The organism is Paenibacillus sp. JNUCC 35 (genome assembly GCF_058269095.1).
Genome location: NZ_CM177771.1, coordinates 231,975 through 248,119, shown reverse-complemented (window position 1 = coordinate 248,119; position 16,145 = coordinate 231,975). Strand labels below are relative to the sequence as shown.

At 54.2% G+C, this 16,145-nt stretch carries 12 protein-coding genes; 3 read left to right on the top strand and 9 right to left on the bottom strand.

What is annotated here, in order from left to right:
* Positions 1-53: 53 nt before the first annotated feature.
* The 9 genes from AC2TF6_RS01220 to AC2TF6_RS01180 all read right to left on the bottom strand — a co-directional run bounded on the left by AC2TF6_RS01220 (position 54) and on the right by AC2TF6_RS01180 (position 12,718).
* The gene (locus AC2TF6_RS01220; protein ID WP_491309631.1) at positions 54-908 is read right to left on the bottom strand and encodes a diguanylate cyclase domain-containing protein; all 855 of its coding nucleotides are present in this window, start codon (positions 906-908) and stop codon (positions 54-56) included.
* Positions 898-2,985 (bottom strand): cellulose biosynthesis cyclic di-GMP-binding regulatory protein BcsB, encoded by a 2,088-nt coding sequence (locus tag AC2TF6_RS01215; RefSeq protein WP_491309630.1) that lies wholly within the window; start codon positions 2,983-2,985, stop codon positions 898-900. Before AC2TF6_RS01215 ends, AC2TF6_RS01220 begins: the two co-directional genes overlap by 11 nt.
* Before the next feature lie 49 nt (positions 2,986-3,034).
* On the bottom strand, positions 3,035-4,288 hold the full coding sequence (locus AC2TF6_RS01210) for a glycosyltransferase family 2 protein (RefSeq protein WP_491309629.1): 1,254 nt from the start codon (positions 4,286-4,288) through the stop codon (positions 3,035-3,037).
* Positions 4,289-4,298: 10 nt separating this feature from the next.
* Positions 4,299-5,849, bottom strand: coding sequence for a hypothetical protein (locus tag AC2TF6_RS01205; RefSeq protein ID WP_491309628.1), 1,551 nt, complete (start codon positions 5,847-5,849; stop codon positions 4,299-4,301).
* Positions 5,827-7,389, bottom strand: a complete 1,563-nt coding sequence (wsfD, locus tag AC2TF6_RS01200) for a glycan biosynthesis hexose transferase WsfD (protein ID WP_491309627.1) — start codon at positions 7,387-7,389, stop codon at positions 5,827-5,829. The genes AC2TF6_RS01205 and wsfD overlap by 23 nt, the downstream gene beginning before the upstream one ends.
* A 24-nt stretch (positions 7,390-7,413) precedes the next feature.
* Complete coding sequence (locus AC2TF6_RS01195) at positions 7,414-8,544, bottom strand: hypothetical protein (RefSeq protein WP_491309626.1); 1,131 nt, start codon at positions 8,542-8,544, stop codon at positions 7,414-7,416.
* A gap of 316 nt (positions 8,545-8,860) precedes the next feature.
* Complete coding sequence (locus tag AC2TF6_RS01190; RefSeq protein WP_491309625.1) at positions 8,861-10,771, bottom strand: beta-N-acetylhexosaminidase; 1,911 nt, start codon at positions 10,769-10,771, stop codon at positions 8,861-8,863.
* A 392-nt stretch (positions 10,772-11,163) separates the two neighbouring features.
* The gene (locus AC2TF6_RS01185) at positions 11,164-12,228 is read right to left on the bottom strand and encodes an anti sigma factor C-terminal domain-containing protein (RefSeq protein WP_491309624.1); all 1,065 of its coding nucleotides are present in this window, start codon (positions 12,226-12,228) and stop codon (positions 11,164-11,166) included.
* Positions 12,206-12,718: an RNA polymerase sigma factor gene (locus AC2TF6_RS01180; RefSeq protein WP_491309623.1), complete on the bottom strand. Its 513-nt coding sequence runs from the start codon at positions 12,716-12,718 to the stop codon at positions 12,206-12,208. The genes AC2TF6_RS01185 and AC2TF6_RS01180 overlap by 23 nt, the downstream gene beginning before the upstream one ends.
* 230 nt (positions 12,719-12,948) lie before the next feature.
* Here AC2TF6_RS01180 and AC2TF6_RS01175 point away from each other — a divergent pair, with 230 nt between their 5' ends.
* The 3 genes from AC2TF6_RS01175 (at position 12,949) to AC2TF6_RS01165 (ending at position 16,144) form a co-directional block, all read left to right on the top strand.
* On the top strand, positions 12,949-13,626 hold the full coding sequence (locus AC2TF6_RS01175; RefSeq protein WP_491309622.1) for a response regulator transcription factor: 678 nt from the start codon (positions 12,949-12,951) through the stop codon (positions 13,624-13,626).
* Positions 13,616-15,115, top strand: a complete 1,500-nt coding sequence (locus AC2TF6_RS01170) for a sensor histidine kinase (RefSeq protein WP_491309621.1) — start codon at positions 13,616-13,618, stop codon at positions 15,113-15,115. Before AC2TF6_RS01175 ends, AC2TF6_RS01170 begins: the two co-directional genes overlap by 11 nt.
* Before the next feature lie 270 nt (positions 15,116-15,385).
* A complete protein-coding gene (locus AC2TF6_RS01165) occupies positions 15,386-16,144 on the top strand; it encodes a hypothetical protein (protein ID WP_491309620.1) in 759 nt (252 codons plus the stop codon).
* The last annotated feature ends 1 nt before the right edge of the window (position 16,145 follow it).

Below are 16,145 nucleotides of genomic sequence, written 5' to 3'. Positions count from 1 at the left end.
AAAAACACGGCACGCTGAGTCGTTCAGCATGCCGTGTTTTTATTATCAATCCCCTAAACGTCATACTCCAGCTGTTTCTTCGCCTGGACGATAAAGTCGATCGGCGAATCGATCGTGTCCGCCTGGTACTGGACCGCGCCCATTTTCAGACTGAGGTCGACCTTGTATTTCTGGGCAAAATCCCGGGTGTTGAACTCTTCCAGGCTCTGCTTGATCCGTTCCATTACGACTTTGACCCCGTCACGGTCCGTGAACAGCAGCAGCCCCCATGTGGCGTCTTCCTTGTCCAGCAAGTACAGGGCATCGTTGGTCCGGATGCTGGCCTGGCTGATTTTGGAGACGTCGATAATGGCTTCCGCAAGCTGTTCATCGCCGATGAGCGGGCGGATTTCGTTCCAGTATTTCACCTTGATGACGAGCAGCGTCAGCGGAATGTTATACCGGGTCGAGATCCCCGCGAACACACTCGCATCCTTCCGGAACGCGATGCTGTTCTTGAGGTCCGTCCGCTCGTCCAGCGTCGCCAGCCGGGCCTTCTGCTTCTGCAGATCGTCGTTCTCGGCCTGGAGCTGCCTTGTCGCCGTCGTGAAGAGCCAGATAACCACCGTCAGGACCGGCGTCATGATCAGCCAGAAGTAAGTCGATACGCCGATGGTCTCTCCGCGGGTTACCGTCTCATACAGAATGTAGGTCCCGTACCCGAAAATGAACACGATGTTCAGAATGAGCCCGGCTGTAATTGTGGTGAAGTAAGTGACTACCACAAAGAAGAAAGCGAGATTGAGGAAAATCAGATTTTCCACGTACCTGTTCGGGTCCCCGGCGGTGAAAGCGACGCAAACGTTGCACAACACCAGCAGCGCCAGAAAAGCGATATCGGATAGAAGCGAACTACGATTAACTTTCATCGCGGCCACCTCTCTTCTTCAAGTGTTTGCGGAACAGCAGGATCAGCGAGAGAACCGCAAGAGCGGCGACCAGCACGAAAGCGACCAGGAAGCCGAGAACGTCGCCGCGCTGCAGCACGTCCTTCACCAGGGACTGGTCTCCCTCGCCCGCTTCTTTCTTGAAGCGGTAGGCGCTGACGCTACCGTCCTTATCGGTGATGACGCCGTCGCCGTATACTTTCCACTTGGCGTTCTCGTTAGCGATCAGCTTGGAAGCCAGGTAATAGTTTTCGGCACGGGCTCCCGTTACGGCTAGAAAACCGTTGCCCGCCTGGAAAGGCGACGCAAGAAGCTGGAGCGTTCCCAACCGCTTTCCGTACTCGGTTTCTATGCTTATTTTTTCGTTGGACAGAATGCCTTCGCCCTTGGGATCGTACTTGAAGTATAGATTCTTGTTGTTTTCCTGAATGAGTTTGTTGTCGATAAAGGTCCCGATGGCGATAATGTTGGAATCTTTCAGCTGGTCCGAGCCTGCCGTATCCTTGTAAAAACGGACGTCCCCCGTGTTGCCGCTGGCATATTGGCCCAGCAGGTTGAACACATTCGAGACGGAACGGTACGTGTAGTCATCCTTCGCCTCGGGAAGCACGACCGCTACGCGGTTGTACACTCCGTCACGCAGGAACGGATACGGATAGTTGTTGAACAGCATATCCGTCCGGTCCTTGGTTTTGAAATTGATCATGGAATCCTTCGTAAGGAAGGCCCATGGCGTCTTATTGCCGTTCTGCGTACAGGCGGCACTGACCATCTGCAGGTCAAAAGCGGCCGTCACGGAGAAGTTCCCGGATACCGCGGCGTTGGACGGAATCGCGAAAACCGCTTTGTCTCCGTTCGCCATTTCTTTCGTCAGCTTTTTGCTGCCGATCGGAATTCCGTTAATGGAGACCGTTACCAGGGAACGGTTAAAGTCGAGATTCTGGGCATACCGGAAATCGAGCGTGATCTGCCCGGCATCCGCGATGGACCGGTTCGTCGGCAGAGATACGAAATAAGTCTTCTCCTGATGGCCCGGCCCTCTCACTTCGTCGCCCGTCTCGGTAAACGTCACCTGGGTGCTGTAAGCAACGGGAGGAGTCGCTACATCGGTGCTCTCCTCGACGACCTTCAGGTCGCTGTCCATCTGCTCCATCAGGGACGGATTGGCGACGAAGCGGCCGGCCTGAACGAGCAGCTTCGGATTCTGGGAGGTCACGACCAGCGTCGGCTGCGTGTCCTTGTTCACCAGTTGGACGACGGCCTTCGTGTTGTAATCCTGCTTGCTCAGCAGCCCCTTGATTCCTTCCGGAAGCCGGTCATACAGCCCGACGAGGACAACCGCCTGCTTGTCCCCCAGCACATCGGCCCGGTAAGGCAGCAGCGGAATATCCTTATCCGCGTTTTTCTTGACCTTGGCGAAGCCGGAGAGCGCGTATACGGCCGTCTCCAGTTCGGCGGGGTCGCCGTTATCCGGTACCGTCAGAACGCTCTGTCCGGCGCCGACCGTATCCAGTCCCGCGAAACGGTGACTGAAATCGTTGATGGCCGCTTTCAGCTCGGCGTTCGTGTAGGCCACATCGATGCTCGATGTCGTAAACAGGCTGAGCCAGTGATCGGGAGCATCGTCCGGCGCGCACACTTCGTTATCGATCGTACGGATGTAGCCGGTTATCTCCAGCATGTTGCTGCCCTTCTTGAGCCATTCTTTCGGCACGGATACCGACAACCGCTGGCGCCCGTTATCGGCGGCCACAGGGCGGAAGGAATGAAACGCGTGACCGTTTACGGATAAAGTGACACTGGATATCAGTTCTTTAGCCAGCTGCGTGGCCTGATAGTCCAGATTGATTTTGACCGTCTCCACATTCCAGTAATCCATCAGTTCAAAATATTTCTGCTTGGAGCTTACGGCACCCGACAAGGATGCTTCGCTTTCGGTGAATGCAGTCTGATAAGTTCGCGCTTCCCCATTCGCGGGAGCAGCCGCGGCGCCCTGGCCGAACTGGGCCGCGAATATCGATAAGAGGCAGATGAACACCAGCCATTTTTTCATAGTCATCATGAAATTCTCCTGTACTCTATTTTTCGTTGAAATCTTCCTAAGCGCCTTAATAGCGTTCGGTTTTATACCATTTTACTTCCCGGCCGAAAAGTTGATCCTTGAAATAGTTATAAAGGCCGTAAACGGCGACCGCCATCCACATCTGGCAATAGGATATGTACATGAGCATGATGATCCAGACATTGGAGAGGTTCATCTCACCTTTTTCGGTAGTTAACGTGACATAAGTGCCTACTACAAAGAGCGTGACCGCCAGCAGCCATAAAAACGTACTGAAGCTTGCGATGGTCGTATGTACATAACCCAGCGCATTGAGCACAAGCAGAACATCGGAGGTCACGAGCGCCGTCACCAGGAGGAAATAGATCGACAGCAGGTAGAGGATATCGAACCGGATCCTCTTCGCTTCGGGGCGAAAGAGCAGCTTGCAATTCTTCACGATCACATAAATGTTGCCCTTGGCCCAGCGGGTCCGCTGTTTGAACCACACCTTGACGGTCTGCGGCTCCTGTTCCCACGTGACGGCCTTCGGCTGGAACTTGATCCGGTAGCCCATCATGTAGATCCGGAAGCTGATCTCGGTATCCTCGGCGATCGCCTTCACATCCCAGCCCCCGATGCTCTCCACGATATGCCGCCGCATAATAAAGTTGGTGCCGGGTATGGTGCACAGCTTGAACAGCTTCCACCTGCCGGCTTGCGCCATCCACTGGAACGACAGCGTCTCGATGTTGATGAAGCGCGTAAGCAGATTCACGTCCCGGTTGCGGGTGCGGAACTTGCCGATGACGGCCCCGAGGGAAGCGTCATTAGTGATTTCCGCCACCAGGTAACGAAGCGCTTTTCTTTCCGGCGTGTTGTCGGCGTCATAAATGGCGATCAGCTCGCCCTTGCTCTGTGCGAATCCCAGGTTGAGCGCGTTGGATTTTCCCTTGCCTCCCGTTACGGAATCGGTATTGATAATGATGAGATTACGCCGGGGATTCCTCGCCTGGATGCCCGCCAGCAATTCCGCGCTGTTGTCCGAGGAATTATCGTTGATCACGATAATTTCATACCGGTCGTGGGGGTAATCGAATGCCAGCAGCGCTTCCACCGTCTGGCTGATCACTTTACCCTCGTTGTGAGCCGGTACCATGATCGTGACGAAAGGCTCTTCTCCCGCCGGAATGTCCGGCATAGGCTCTCTCTCGGTTTGCACGTAATAGAAGTAGCCCGCGATAATGAGCAGGACGTTGACAAGAAGAAGGGACCAGATGCTCAAGACCGCTATCAACATCAGGTAGTCTGAGATAGTCATGGAGAGCTCCTTATTTCAAATATTTTTTGCGGTACAGACGATATCCGACCACGATCAAACCTCCGAAGACAACCAGGGACACCATAATAATGATGATAAAAATGCGGTTCTGAACGCTGAATGCCCCTGCCAGGCTCTGCTGCTGTTTCTTCTCGTATTCATAATCGGCGCTGATTTTTTTGGGCGTGTATTCCGTATTGACCGGACTGCCGTTGATCGTAACGGTTCCGCGGGACGAAGCGACGACGGTATCTCCCGCCTTCACCTCATGGCTTCCGGATTTATAATCCGCGAACGGGATTCCGGAAGAGCCCAGCGTTCCGACAGCCTCTTCCATCTCTTCTTTGCTCCCGAAAAAGTCATATACGACGGCGGTATCCATCGGGAAGGTGGGTACCGACCGGTCCGCGGCGCCGAACTGCCGGAGAAAGCTCATCGGCATACTGTACGGAGCGGACGCGAAAGGCTTCGACGTATCGGACGGATCGATGTACAGCGTCTTTACGTCCGGGAAAAGAACCGCAGAATCGAAGAAGCCGAGACCCGACTTCGCGTACTCCTTGTCGTACGCCCAGTACATCTCCGTGCCGACGCCGAGCGGAGCCACCCCGTCCTTCGCCAGAACGGAAATAAACCCGTTCATCTTCTCCCGCAGGGTGCCGCCCTCCCGGCTCACTCCGTCCAGCACGACCGGAGCGTTGACCAGAATGCTTCCGTTGCGGGTCTGCACGTATTTCAGCGCTTCCGCATACCGCTGCATAGCCGGGTAGTCGGTGTTGCCGAATACGGGCCGGATGCTGATCGTAAAGGGAATTCCCGCTCCGTACAGCCTGTCCGCCGTCTCCTCCAGCAGATCCAGATCGGAGAAGGGATATATTTCTTTGAGGACCACATAGGCTTGGCCGTCCTCCTCTATACCTAGCCACTTCTTCAACACGGAGGCCATGGCAAGCTCGCTCAAATTCCCTTTCTGAAAATAAGGGACATACGCCGTTCCGCCCGCCACGGCGCTAAAGGGCGCCTTGCGCCCGCTTCCGCTGAGCGTAATCGTGCCATACGTGCTTCCGCCCGTCTGCGTCAGCACCTCGATATCGCGGAGCGGGATGTTCGCCTGCGTCCGCTTGTCCACGGCGATCTCGGCGGTGTCGCGGCTGACTTTTTCCGTTGCGGCGGAGAGCTTGCCGCGGACCTTGTCGGGCAGCTGATAGCCCGCATGGAGGTAAGCTCCCGGATAAGCGGACAAATCGTCGAGATACGCCTGGTTGCTTATCCGGAGATCCCCGTCGTTGACGACGGTAATGACATTGGCGTAAGCCTGCATCGTCCCCTGCTTGTACCGGTCGATACTCGACAGGGTAACCTGCGTACGGTAGGAGGCCAGCTGCTGCTGGAGTACCGTCACATTACCCTCGCGCGGCGTCCCTTTGGCCAGGCTGTCGTAGAGCAGCAGCACCTTGACGGGCTGGGACCCGGCAGCGGACGCGTGAGGCAAAGGAATCAGCAGCAGAACGAGCAGGAGCAGAAACGGCAGGCTGATTTTATAGGCTTGGATGCTGCGCAAGCGCGTTCCCACCTTTCCCGGTTCCGGTGCGGATCTTATCCGCTTCATCCGCCGCGTACTCGTGATTACGCATCAGGCGGCGGCTTAAAATATCCGATACCGCCATAAAGGTAACGAGATCGAACGCGACCGTGAACAGAAATTCGTGCTTCGCGAGATCCGCGTCCCCCGCCCCGATGATCGAGACGAGTATCCCCGCCAAGCCGATAAAAATCATCGTGACGATCAGAATCAGGCGCTGGGCGAGACGGGGGTCACGGGCGCGGAAAGCGGCGAGAAACGAAGGCATGTACAGACCCACGAGCGCGACTATCCAGATCACGATGAATCCGTATGTCTTCGGCGACAATCCTTTCTTCATCACACTGTAGCCGGAGAAGAAACCCGCATGCGTCCCGAACGGTTTGCCTGCGGAGGCTTCATAGTTCCCCATCGCGGTAGGCCGGATCGTAAAAGCGTCCTTGGCCGCCACATTCAGCATGGAACTCAGCTTGTCCGGGTGAGTGACATAGTAAGTCAGAATGGAAGCGAATCCGTAGCGGCTGTAAAAATCTTTTTCAAGCATGGGTGAATTCACGTCCACGGTAGCGTAAGGCTCGTAAAAGATGCTGCCTTTCAGGATCGCGTACTGCTTGTCGATCTCGAACGATTTCAGCGTATCCTCGGGATTCGCGGACTGCATCAGAACCCCGCGCGTCATGGCGTGATACTGGTTGATGTTCACGAATTCCTTGGAAATCATGGCGTAAGTCGCCACCCCCGATACGAACAGCAGCACCAGCGATCCCGCCGTAAGCAGCCGGAAGAGCTTCTCTTTGCGGACCCACAGGAGAACCACGGCCATGCAGGCGACGATAATGCCGACCGGGGCGTTCTGCTGCTTGGAGGTCGTCAGGATAAGCGTGCTTATTACGAACAGTGCCAGCAGCGCGTAATCGTTGTATCTTTTGCGGTACATAAGCAGCCAGGACGCGAAGACGAACAGCATCATGACGTACACGATGCTTTCCCCGAAGAAGGAACTGAAGTAGGCGGTGTACCCCGTGTCTCCGAACATAAAAATGGCCAGGAGTGCGATCAGGTAGCCGTGTTTCCTGGCTATTTTCCAGGTCAAAGCTTCCACCAGCAAATACACGGCAGCCGTCAGCAGCAGCGTAAAGAGCAGCGCTTGAAAGCGGATGTCGAACACAACCGAGCTGAACAGAAGCTGGTTTAGCAGGAGCGCCGCTTTAATGAAGAGCGACTGGGATGACACTATGGTCGTGCCGTTTTCGTTAAAGTACTGGTAAATGCCGTACTGCTTGACGAAATAGCCGAAGCGCTGGCTGTCGTAATCCGGCAGATTGAAGTAGAGGCCCTCACTGTAGATGCTGCGGAAAAAGTCCCCGTTATCGGCTACTCCGATATAAGGAGGAACAAACAAGGCGAAGCCGGTGATCAGCAGAACACCCAAAGCGGCCAGCAGAGCCGGGGAAACGTAACGTCCCGCCAGCATAAAACCTAGACGGAGCCGCTCTTTGATGGATTTTTCCGTCCTCATCCGGATCACCTTCCTTTGTGTAAGTTAGTAAGTATAAGCCAGCAGAGCCATAAGATTATCGAAGGAATACGCTTGGCCGGATGCAACATCGCCGAAGCCTCCGTTAAGCGGGCTGCCTTCGTCTTTCACCTGATAGACGTTCATTCTCTGAATGCTGTCCTGATAGAGCGATGCATCGCCGATCTCCGATCCGATCATCGCCGTAATCGCGTAGATCGCCGTAGATTGCACCTGAGTGGCGGGCGTGCCTTCTTTCGTATAGCGGCCGTACAGGGTCCCCGCTTTTACATGTTCCTTGATGTAACGGATGCTGGCCGGAGCCGGTTCACCCGCTTCCGCCAAATGCAGCACCGTGAGCAGGGATTCCACCATATTGATCCCCTCTGAGGTGTAGGCGTTCTTCTCGTAATCAAACCGCGTCTCGTAAAAAGGGAACGCGTCCGACAAATATCCCTTTGCGATAAGGCTTTTCATATTATCCAAAAGCGCTTGCTTGGAAGCATCGGGCACAGGCAGCATGCCAAGCGTCCGCAGGTCGATATAACAAAGCGTCACGAACTTGTTCGTGATCCCGTACGTTTCATCGTAAAAGTCGTAAAGCCTGCCGTCCTTCACGTTCGTTTCGTAGAACCGCTTGCCGTATTTCTCCGCTTCCTTGGCGTAAGCCGGTTCGTCGAAGGCCTTGGCCGCCTCGGTCAGAGCCCGGATCATCCGCAGATCGTCTACCGCCGCGTTGAGCGGGTATTTCTTCTGCTGTATGGGGCTGTACCGGTAGCTGAAGCCCTGCTTCAGATCAAACGTCTGTCTGGCAAGCGCCCAGTGCTGTGCGAATTCTTCTTTCCGCTTGGATCGTGCGTCTTCCCTCATTTGAAGCGAAGCGGATTCGCTGAGCACTTCGTGGCCGGTGGCCGCTTCCTTGGTTTCGTCCGTTTCTTTGAGGTTCGTAAACACGCCGAATGGACCCGTCATGCGGGTCTTTATAAAAGCATACAACGCCTGCCGTTCATTCTGCACGTTGATGATTTTTCCATTCTGCCCGGCCGGTTCCCCGGAAGGGGCCGGCATCGGAGAAGCATCTTCTGTTTTCCGGTTGACGACCAGGAACAAAGCCAGACACAATACGACACCGAGCATGATCACGGTTCCTTTCTTCAAGCCGTCACTTCCTTTATTCCGAATCTCATTAAATCACCGTTATCTATGTTTAAGCTCAAAATCCGCTTTTCCTGCCAAAATATTCTACCTCCTTAATACTGCCACAAAGTCGCAAATCAAAGCAATGCCCGTTCCATTAAATTTGACATAAGGCGACATTAAGAAAAGCCGCAAACGCGGTCTCCCGGCTTGTACGGCTCTTACGAGATAAGGAATTCCTCTGAGGGTTTCCCACAAAAAAAGGAAGACCCCCTCGTGACGAGGACGGATCTTCCTTTACTTCCTTCCTTGCATCTTGGCGATTCTAGATTCCGGCTTAGAACGGATTCATGACATGGAAAAAGACGTTTGGCGACGCCATCCGGTAGTAGAAGCTGCACCAGCCGACGCCTTTGTTCGTGAACCGGTTCGACGTGCTGTACAGCAGGCGCTCCTGCTCCAGCTCCTCGATCCGGCCGATCCGGCCTTCCGCGTAGTCCAGCAGCCGCACGGACGCAGTGTCCAGACGGCTCAGCACCCCGCCGTACCGGATGTCGATGATTTCCCATCCGAACGGCTTGAACATGCTCAGCCACTGGGTCCTGTGGGCCGCCCGCAAGGCGCGTACCGCTTCCGCAATCTCCGGAAGCACGTCTTCCGCGATACGCTTCAGCGTACTTTTATCGCCCGCATCATAAGCGCGCTTGAGCTCGATGCCGATCTCGCTCTTGCGCTTCAGCACGCCGGCCAGCTTCTCCGGCACGTCGAAGATGTAGTCGAGCGCCGCAGCAGGGTCGCGCCTGCTGCGGATGTCCTGCTCCACCTTCGCGTAGTGGGCGGACATCTCCAGCCCCTCGATCTGCTTGTCGAACAAGCCGAGCAGCACGTCCTGGTACAGCAGGAACTTCGACGGGTTGCTCTGTTTGCGGTTGTCCGGCTCCGAACCCGGCGTTTCGTCCAGGTACTTCATCTGGAGATAGGCGTCCGCCTCAAGGCCGGTGCAGAATTTCACACGCTCGGCGAGCACGGCCCAGTCCGGGGAGCCCTCCGTATACGCGTGCTCCGCGTAAAACTGCAGGCCGAGCAGCGCGATGTACGGGTTGCTCTCCATCCCGTCGTCGCCCCACATGGTCGCGTAGGCTTCGCGGATGCCGTGCTTCTTGTTCACCCGCAGCGCGGCGTCTGTCGCCTTCAGCGACAAGCCGTAGTTCACGCCGAACGTATTGAACACCCAAACGCCGCCTGCGTATACGAGATTGCAGCCGAGCGGAGCGTGCTGGGCAATCTGGTTTTCGTAGTCTTCTTCTTCGGTATGGACGTAATCCCAATACACCAGGTCGACGTCTTTGGGAATACGAGCGGCCATCTCAGCCGGAATTTGCGTGTCTTTGTTGTAATGCTCGCTGCCCGTGCCGGAAGCCAGCTTGAGGAACATATCGCTCCACATCATCGCTTTCAGCCCGCGGCGGCGCGTTATTTCCAGCACCTTATCCAGGTGCGTGACCATAATGTCAAAACGGCTCGTAAACCCGTTCTTGTCCAAATATTTGCCGCGGCCCAGCTCTTCCGCCTCGTCCATGCCGATGTGGATTTTATGGCTGCGGAACGGCGCGCTGGCCGCTTCGATCATCTTCTCGACGAGCTCGTCCGTTTTGTCGTAGCCGACAAGCAGGGCACCCTTCGTGTCTTTATATTCCTTGACGGGCTCCCACTTCAGGAACTCTTCCAGGTGGGCAAGCGTCTGGATGCTCGGAAACGCTTCGATTCCGAACTGATCCGCATAATCGTCGATCTCTTTCAGCTCCGCTTGCGTGTAGCGACCGCGCATATATCCGAAATAAGGCTGTCCTTCGATCTCATACGTATCCTCAAGATACAGCATGACCGTATTCATGCCCATCAGCGCCATTTTGCGAATCATGAATTTAAAGCTTTCGAGCGTCAGTACTCCGTTGCGGGACAAGTCGAACATAGGCCCGACAACGTCTAGATGCTGCTTCTCCCGGATGCTGAACGACTCTCCGCCGCGTCCGTGCTGTACAAGAAGGCCGAGCGCGCGGTAAAACTGATGCTTTTGTCCGTAACGGATGTAAGCCGATCCCTGCTCCAGGCCCACTTCCAAATCGCCGGAAGACGGCCCGACGGCAACTTTCAACCCTTCTTCCGCTTCCGTGACGGAAAGCTCCTGCAGCAACACCTGAAGACCCGGTTGCAGACCTGTCAAATCTCCTTCGAAATGCAATTTCATTAGCGGTTTCCTCCCCAATTGTTTTCCTGTTCCCGGCTTGGCCGGTCTCTTTTTTGTATAGGCATAAAGACCGAATCTTACGATGACTGAAAGCTCTTTACACCGTTTCATCGAGTCAGCAGCTTCATGAACTCCGGAAAAAGCGTGGTTTCAGACTAACGGCTAACTTCCCTCATTGAAGACCGTCCCCCGGACGTCACCTCCACAGAGCGGTTGCGTGTAACCGTTTTTTTTACCCAGATACTACGTTCTACAAGCCGCCGGATTGTCCTTCTCCAGCCGTATTCAAATAATTGATTAGGTTAAAAGAAAATGTTTTCAAGGCGGCACAAAAACATCCCGGCTCGGGAATGCCGGAATGCAGTGGGCCTGCAGTTTGCTAGTATCGGCATCTAGTATTTATCGGTTACCACACCAAGGGAAGCCGCTTTAATAAAGGCCCGGTTCCGAAGAACCTTTAAAGTTTCCGGGTCTCCTGTCACCACGACTCCTAAAATACGGATGTCCTCCTTAGTCAATAGGTTGTCTGAACCGGCCATTATATCGTAAGTGGATTGCATTCTGGCTTTCTTTAAGGCCGGAATAAAAAATTGTTCAGGGTCAGGGAGCTGCTCCCCGTAATGATTAACCGCATGGAAGCCGATCGCGTCATCCTCATAAATAGGAGATGGAAAGTTCTCCGTAACAACGGTTTCTCCATTTTTCCCCTTCTCTGTGTACCGCTGATAAGCATTCGCTTTTCTGGCTTCTTCCTTCTGGGAATTTGCCCAATACCAGACAGGATTAGGGCCTGCGGACATCATCGTTCGGACTTCGTCCAAGGAATAGGATTTATCAAACGACAGCGCCATCTCCACATACTTGTCCTTTCCTATCTGATCCAGAAGTTTGAGGTCATCCTTGTAATGATGGTTGTAATCCACGGCAGGATCATAAAATTCCATTTGTTTTAATCCCGCATGGTTATAGCTGGGCCGGTAATTTTCTTGCTCTTGAGTCATTGCAGTGTATTCTAACGAGTTACCTCCTCCCGAAGAAAATTTTTGTCCCGCTATTTCTCCCGACGTATCGCCGGGCGTGTACATGCCGTACATATAACGCCAAGTACCGGTGTGCACCCTTTTGCCGTTTACGTATTTGAAGGTATAAAATTCCATTTCTCCGTTAAATACTCCATTCTGCCATCTGAATGAATCCATAAACTGATTTGCCCCTTTGACCAGATACCGTGCTTTTAATTGATCAAGCAGCTTTCGGCCATTCCTATCGACCTGCTCTTTAGCATACGGGACGACAAAAAATACCGCAGAAACCAATAGGACAAGAGCTGTACAAAAACTGACGAAAACGGTTCTCAGCAAGGTCCGTTTTTTTGCTTTCCTTAAAGTCTGTTTAAACCCTTCATTCAATCGCTTTTCAACCAAAGTCTCGTTTTCATCTTTCTCCGTCGTATTCATGGCTCAGCTCCCATCTTTCTTTAAATTGATTTCTGGCTCTATACATGTAGGTTCTTACCTGGTGCTCGGATAAAAACAAAAGCTCGGAAATCTCCCGGTACGTCAGATCCATTCCATATTTCATAACGAGGAGAGTTCGATGCGTCTCTTTTAGGGAATCTAATATGCTTATAATTTCCTGCCGGTGTTCATTCCGCAGAATATGCTGCTCCACCTTCTCCTCTCCTGCCAAACATTCGGTAAACTGCTGTGCAGCAAAGGTCATATGCCGCTTGTTTTTGGTATGTAAAGTATAGTAGCTGTTAACGGCCACGCGGTATAACCAAGCCGTCATCTGCTCTTCCGGAATGGAATCGATATAGGTGAAAGCTTTGAGCACCGTATCCTGCAAAATGTCTTCCGCATCCTCCTTTCCTGCGCCCATTTTCATTAAAATCTTTAAAATCACTCTTCCTTTGACGTAAAACATCCGTACCAATTCATCTTCCATAGTTCACCTGCCCTACCAGAAAAACCAATTAAATTTGCACTTATTAAACTATCGAAATGAAGAAAAGTATACAGCTCGCAAAAATATTTAGCGGACATTTGCCATCTTTCTGACACAATAGATCTCTAAACTGGGGGTTTAGAGAGCAGGAAGCGCCGTATAGTTATTACCAGGGCGTCCGCCTTCTCCCGCTGATATACTAACGGTGATAGAAAGGAAGCGGACCGACTATGAAAAAAGTGCTGATTATCGAAGATGAAGCGCCGATTGCCCGCATTTTGCAGGCTTATCTGGAGCGTGAACCCTATAGCGTAAAATGGAATCCCGGAGACGGCGGCATGCTGGACTTGTTCCTGACCTGGAAGCCGGACCTGGTTCTCCTGGATTTGATGCTGCCCGACCTCGACGGACTGGACGTCCTGAAACAGATCCGGCAGCACGGAAGCTGTCCGGTCATTATCCTGACAGCCCGCGGTTCCGTACCGGACCGGCTTCAAGGGCTCCAGCAGGGAGCGGACGATTACATCCCCAAGCCGTTCGATCCCGACGAGGTGATCGCCCGGGTGCAGGCGGTGCTCCGACGCTCCGCCTATATGGCGGACAGCCGGACTGTCCGGCTGGGCAGCTTGGTCGTCGATTTTACGGCGTGCACGGTTTATTTGTATGACAAGCTGCTGCCTCTGTATCCGCGCGACTGGAGCCTGCTCGCCTTTCTGATCAAGCATCCCAACCAATGCTTCAGCCGCGAGCAGCTGCTCGACCGGGTGTGGGGCATGGACTACGAAGGAGGCGACCGCGCCGTGGACACAACGATCAAACGGCTTCGTCAGTGCCTCCAGGACTGGCCTCCTTCCGAAGGGGAAATTCTTACCATACGGGGATTGGGGTACTCGCTGCATGTTCACTAAACCGCAAACACAACCGCAAACGATGCCCATGCTGCGTTTCTGGACCTGGCGCTATGCGCTGATTCTGTTTATCACCCTGCTCATCGTCAGTCTTATTGCGGGCGTCTGGATCACAAGCAACGCGAACCGGCAAAGTTACGAGGTGCTCCAGGCCAGAGCGGAGCAGCTCGCCGATTCCTACGCCCGGGTGATGACGCTTTATGAATTAAGCGCCCCTGCTCAGACTCAGGGAAGCATTCGCGCCGAAGTGCGCGCGGACCCGGCCGTCAAAGTCTCCCCCTCCACCACTTCCGTTAATATCATCAGCCCGATTGAAGTGGCACGGCCTCTGGGCGATGAAATGATGCAGATCGTTAACAGGCAGGGTAACCTCGATACGTACAGCAGCAGCGGTGCCCAGTACGACAACGCGGAACGCCCCGGCGGATACGCCGCGGTGCTGAAAGGGCAGACCGACCGCGAAAGCTTCTCCCTGAACGACCGGACCTGGCTGCGGGTAGGCGTGCCGCTAATGGATCGCGGCAGTGTAATAGGCGCTCTGTATCTGAGCACGCCCACACCCGACAATGCGGAACAGACCCGGCAGACTTACGTGATCGCCGTTCTGATTACACTCGGTCTTGCGCTGGGTGGCTGGACCGCCATTTACCTGCTGCTCCGCAAGCTCACGAGACCGCTCCGGCAGCTAGCCAATGCCGCTCTTCAGGTAGCCGACGGGCACTATGCCCCTGTCCTGCCGGTCGCCCCCATGAAAGAAAGGGAGCTTATGCAGCTATTTACTTCCTTTAACGAAATGACCTCCCGGCTCCGGCAGCTGGAACAGATGCGGACCGATCTCCTCGCCGGAGTGTCGCACGAGCTGCGCACCCCGCTCACTTCCATCCGCGGGATGGTCCAGGCCGTCCACGGCAAAGTGGTCACCGGAGGCGAAGCGAATGAATTTCTGGAGATTTCTCTCGAAGAAACTAAGCGGATGCAGAAAATGATCGACGATATGCTGGAGTTCTCGTCCCTGGAAGCGGGAGCTGTCCACTCCGAGAGGACAACAGTGGATCTCTCCCGGCTCGTGACTCATCTTGTGCAGCAGCTAAACTCCCTGCCCGCCTGCGCCAATGTTCGCGTCGAGACGGTCCTCCCTGCGGAGACAATCCGGCTGCTTGCGGATCAAGGGCAGCTTAAACAAATGCTCATGAATTTGATTATGAACAGTACGGCGGCGGGTTCAACCTCGATCACCGTCCACGCCTATCCCCTCGGTTCCATGATCCACGTGGATGTAAAAGACAACGGCAGCGGAATCAGGGAATCCGAAGTGCCGCATATTTTCGAGAGATATTACCGGGGCGACAGCCGGAGGAAGAAGAAGCAGGGGCTCGGTCTGGGCCTCCCCCTCAGCAGGCTGCTCGCCCAGGCCAACGGCGGGGAGCTGGCCCTTCAGGAGACATCGCCCAAAGGAACGGTTTTCAAGCTCACCCTGCCTGCCGTCTGATCCTCCTTCTCATACCCGTCCCGACCAAGCCGTTCCGCTTCCCGAAGCCGGAACGGCTTTTTTCCTTGGAAGTTTGGGGATTTTTAAAACCCTGAGGATCCGGCCCATTTCCGGGCGTTCTGTTCGTTACCGCAATCTTTCTCCGCTGCCATATTCCCAACACAATGGGCCTGTATAGTCTTACTTGTAGCCGGCCCTGACAGTCGACATCCACAGATAGAGAGCCGGTCAATCCGATCGCTATGCGATCCAAACTAGGGAGGAATCACTATGAAAAAGAAGTTGGCAATGGGAACGATGGCTTTGGCGGTTTTTGCAATGGCGGGCTCCGCTTATGCGGCGCAGCCTGAGGCTTCTACCCCTGCATTCACAAAAGCGACCACTTCGATCTCCGCAGTAAAGGGCGGCACAGCTGTCTTCAAGGAGGTTAAATTACCTCAGGGCGTCAGCTTCGAGGAATTTGCCAAAAAGCAAGGCCTGACCGCCGAACAGCTCATCGAAAAATTGAAAAAGGACGGCACGCTTGACCATTTGGCCGAAGCAAAGGGACAAACCGTTGAAGAGGCCGCCGAGTTTTTAAAGAAAAACGGACTATTCGCAGCAAGCCGTGACGCTCTGGCCATCAGCACTTTTTCCCCTGCGGAGAAGGGAGACGGAAAAACGGACGGCACTGCAAGGAACACCATCAAAGCCGTGCTTTTAGAAAAAACCGTGACAAACGGCAACGGCCAAAAAGCCGATACCGTAGAGGATATCACGCTCCCTCCAAGCTTGAGCTTCGAGGAATTCGCCAAGGCGCAAGGCTTGACCGTCGACGAACTGATCGCCCAATTGAAAGAGGACGGAACCCTGGATGCCATCGCCAAGGCAAACGGACAATCTGTCGAAGAAGCCATTGAATTTGTGAAAAAGAACGGATTGTTTGCGGCCGCCGAGAAGGCTTCCCTTTTCAGCACGATCATCTCGTCAGTGGACGGCGGTACAGAGGCTAGAGGGGCTGTCCAAGAAATTAAGCTCGATTCCAAGTAAT

Coding starts and splice junctions, on each gene's coding strand:
- AC2TF6_RS01165 (WP_491309620.1), top strand. CDS start 15,386: ATGAAAAAGAAGTTGGCAATGGGAACGATGGCTTTGGCGGTTTTTGCA.
- AC2TF6_RS01185 (WP_491309624.1), bottom strand. CDS start 12,228: ATGAATACGACGGAGAAAGATGAAAACGAGACTTTGGTTGAAAAGCGA.
- AC2TF6_RS01180 (WP_491309623.1), bottom strand. CDS start 12,718: ATGGAAGATGAATTGGTACGGATGTTTTACGTCAAAGGAAGAGTGATT.
- AC2TF6_RS01210 (WP_491309629.1), bottom strand. CDS start 4,288: ATGACTATCTCAGACTACCTGATGTTGATAGCGGTCTTGAGCATCTGG.
- AC2TF6_RS01175 (WP_491309622.1), top strand. CDS start 12,949: ATGAAAAAAGTGCTGATTATCGAAGATGAAGCGCCGATTGCCCGCATT.
- AC2TF6_RS01190 (WP_491309625.1), bottom strand. CDS start 10,771: ATGAAATTGCATTTCGAAGGAGATTTGACAGGTCTGCAACCGGGTCTT.
- AC2TF6_RS01220 (WP_491309631.1), bottom strand. CDS start 908: ATGAAAGTTAATCGTAGTTCGCTTCTATCCGATATCGCTTTTCTGGCG.
- AC2TF6_RS01215 (WP_491309630.1), bottom strand. CDS start 2,985: ATGACTATGAAAAAATGGCTGGTGTTCATCTGCCTCTTATCGATATTC.
- wsfD (WP_491309627.1), bottom strand. CDS start 7,389: ATGAGGACGGAAAAATCCATCAAAGAGCGGCTCCGTCTAGGTTTTATG.
- AC2TF6_RS01170 (WP_491309621.1), top strand. CDS start 13,616: ATGTTCACTAAACCGCAAACACAACCGCAAACGATGCCCATGCTGCGT.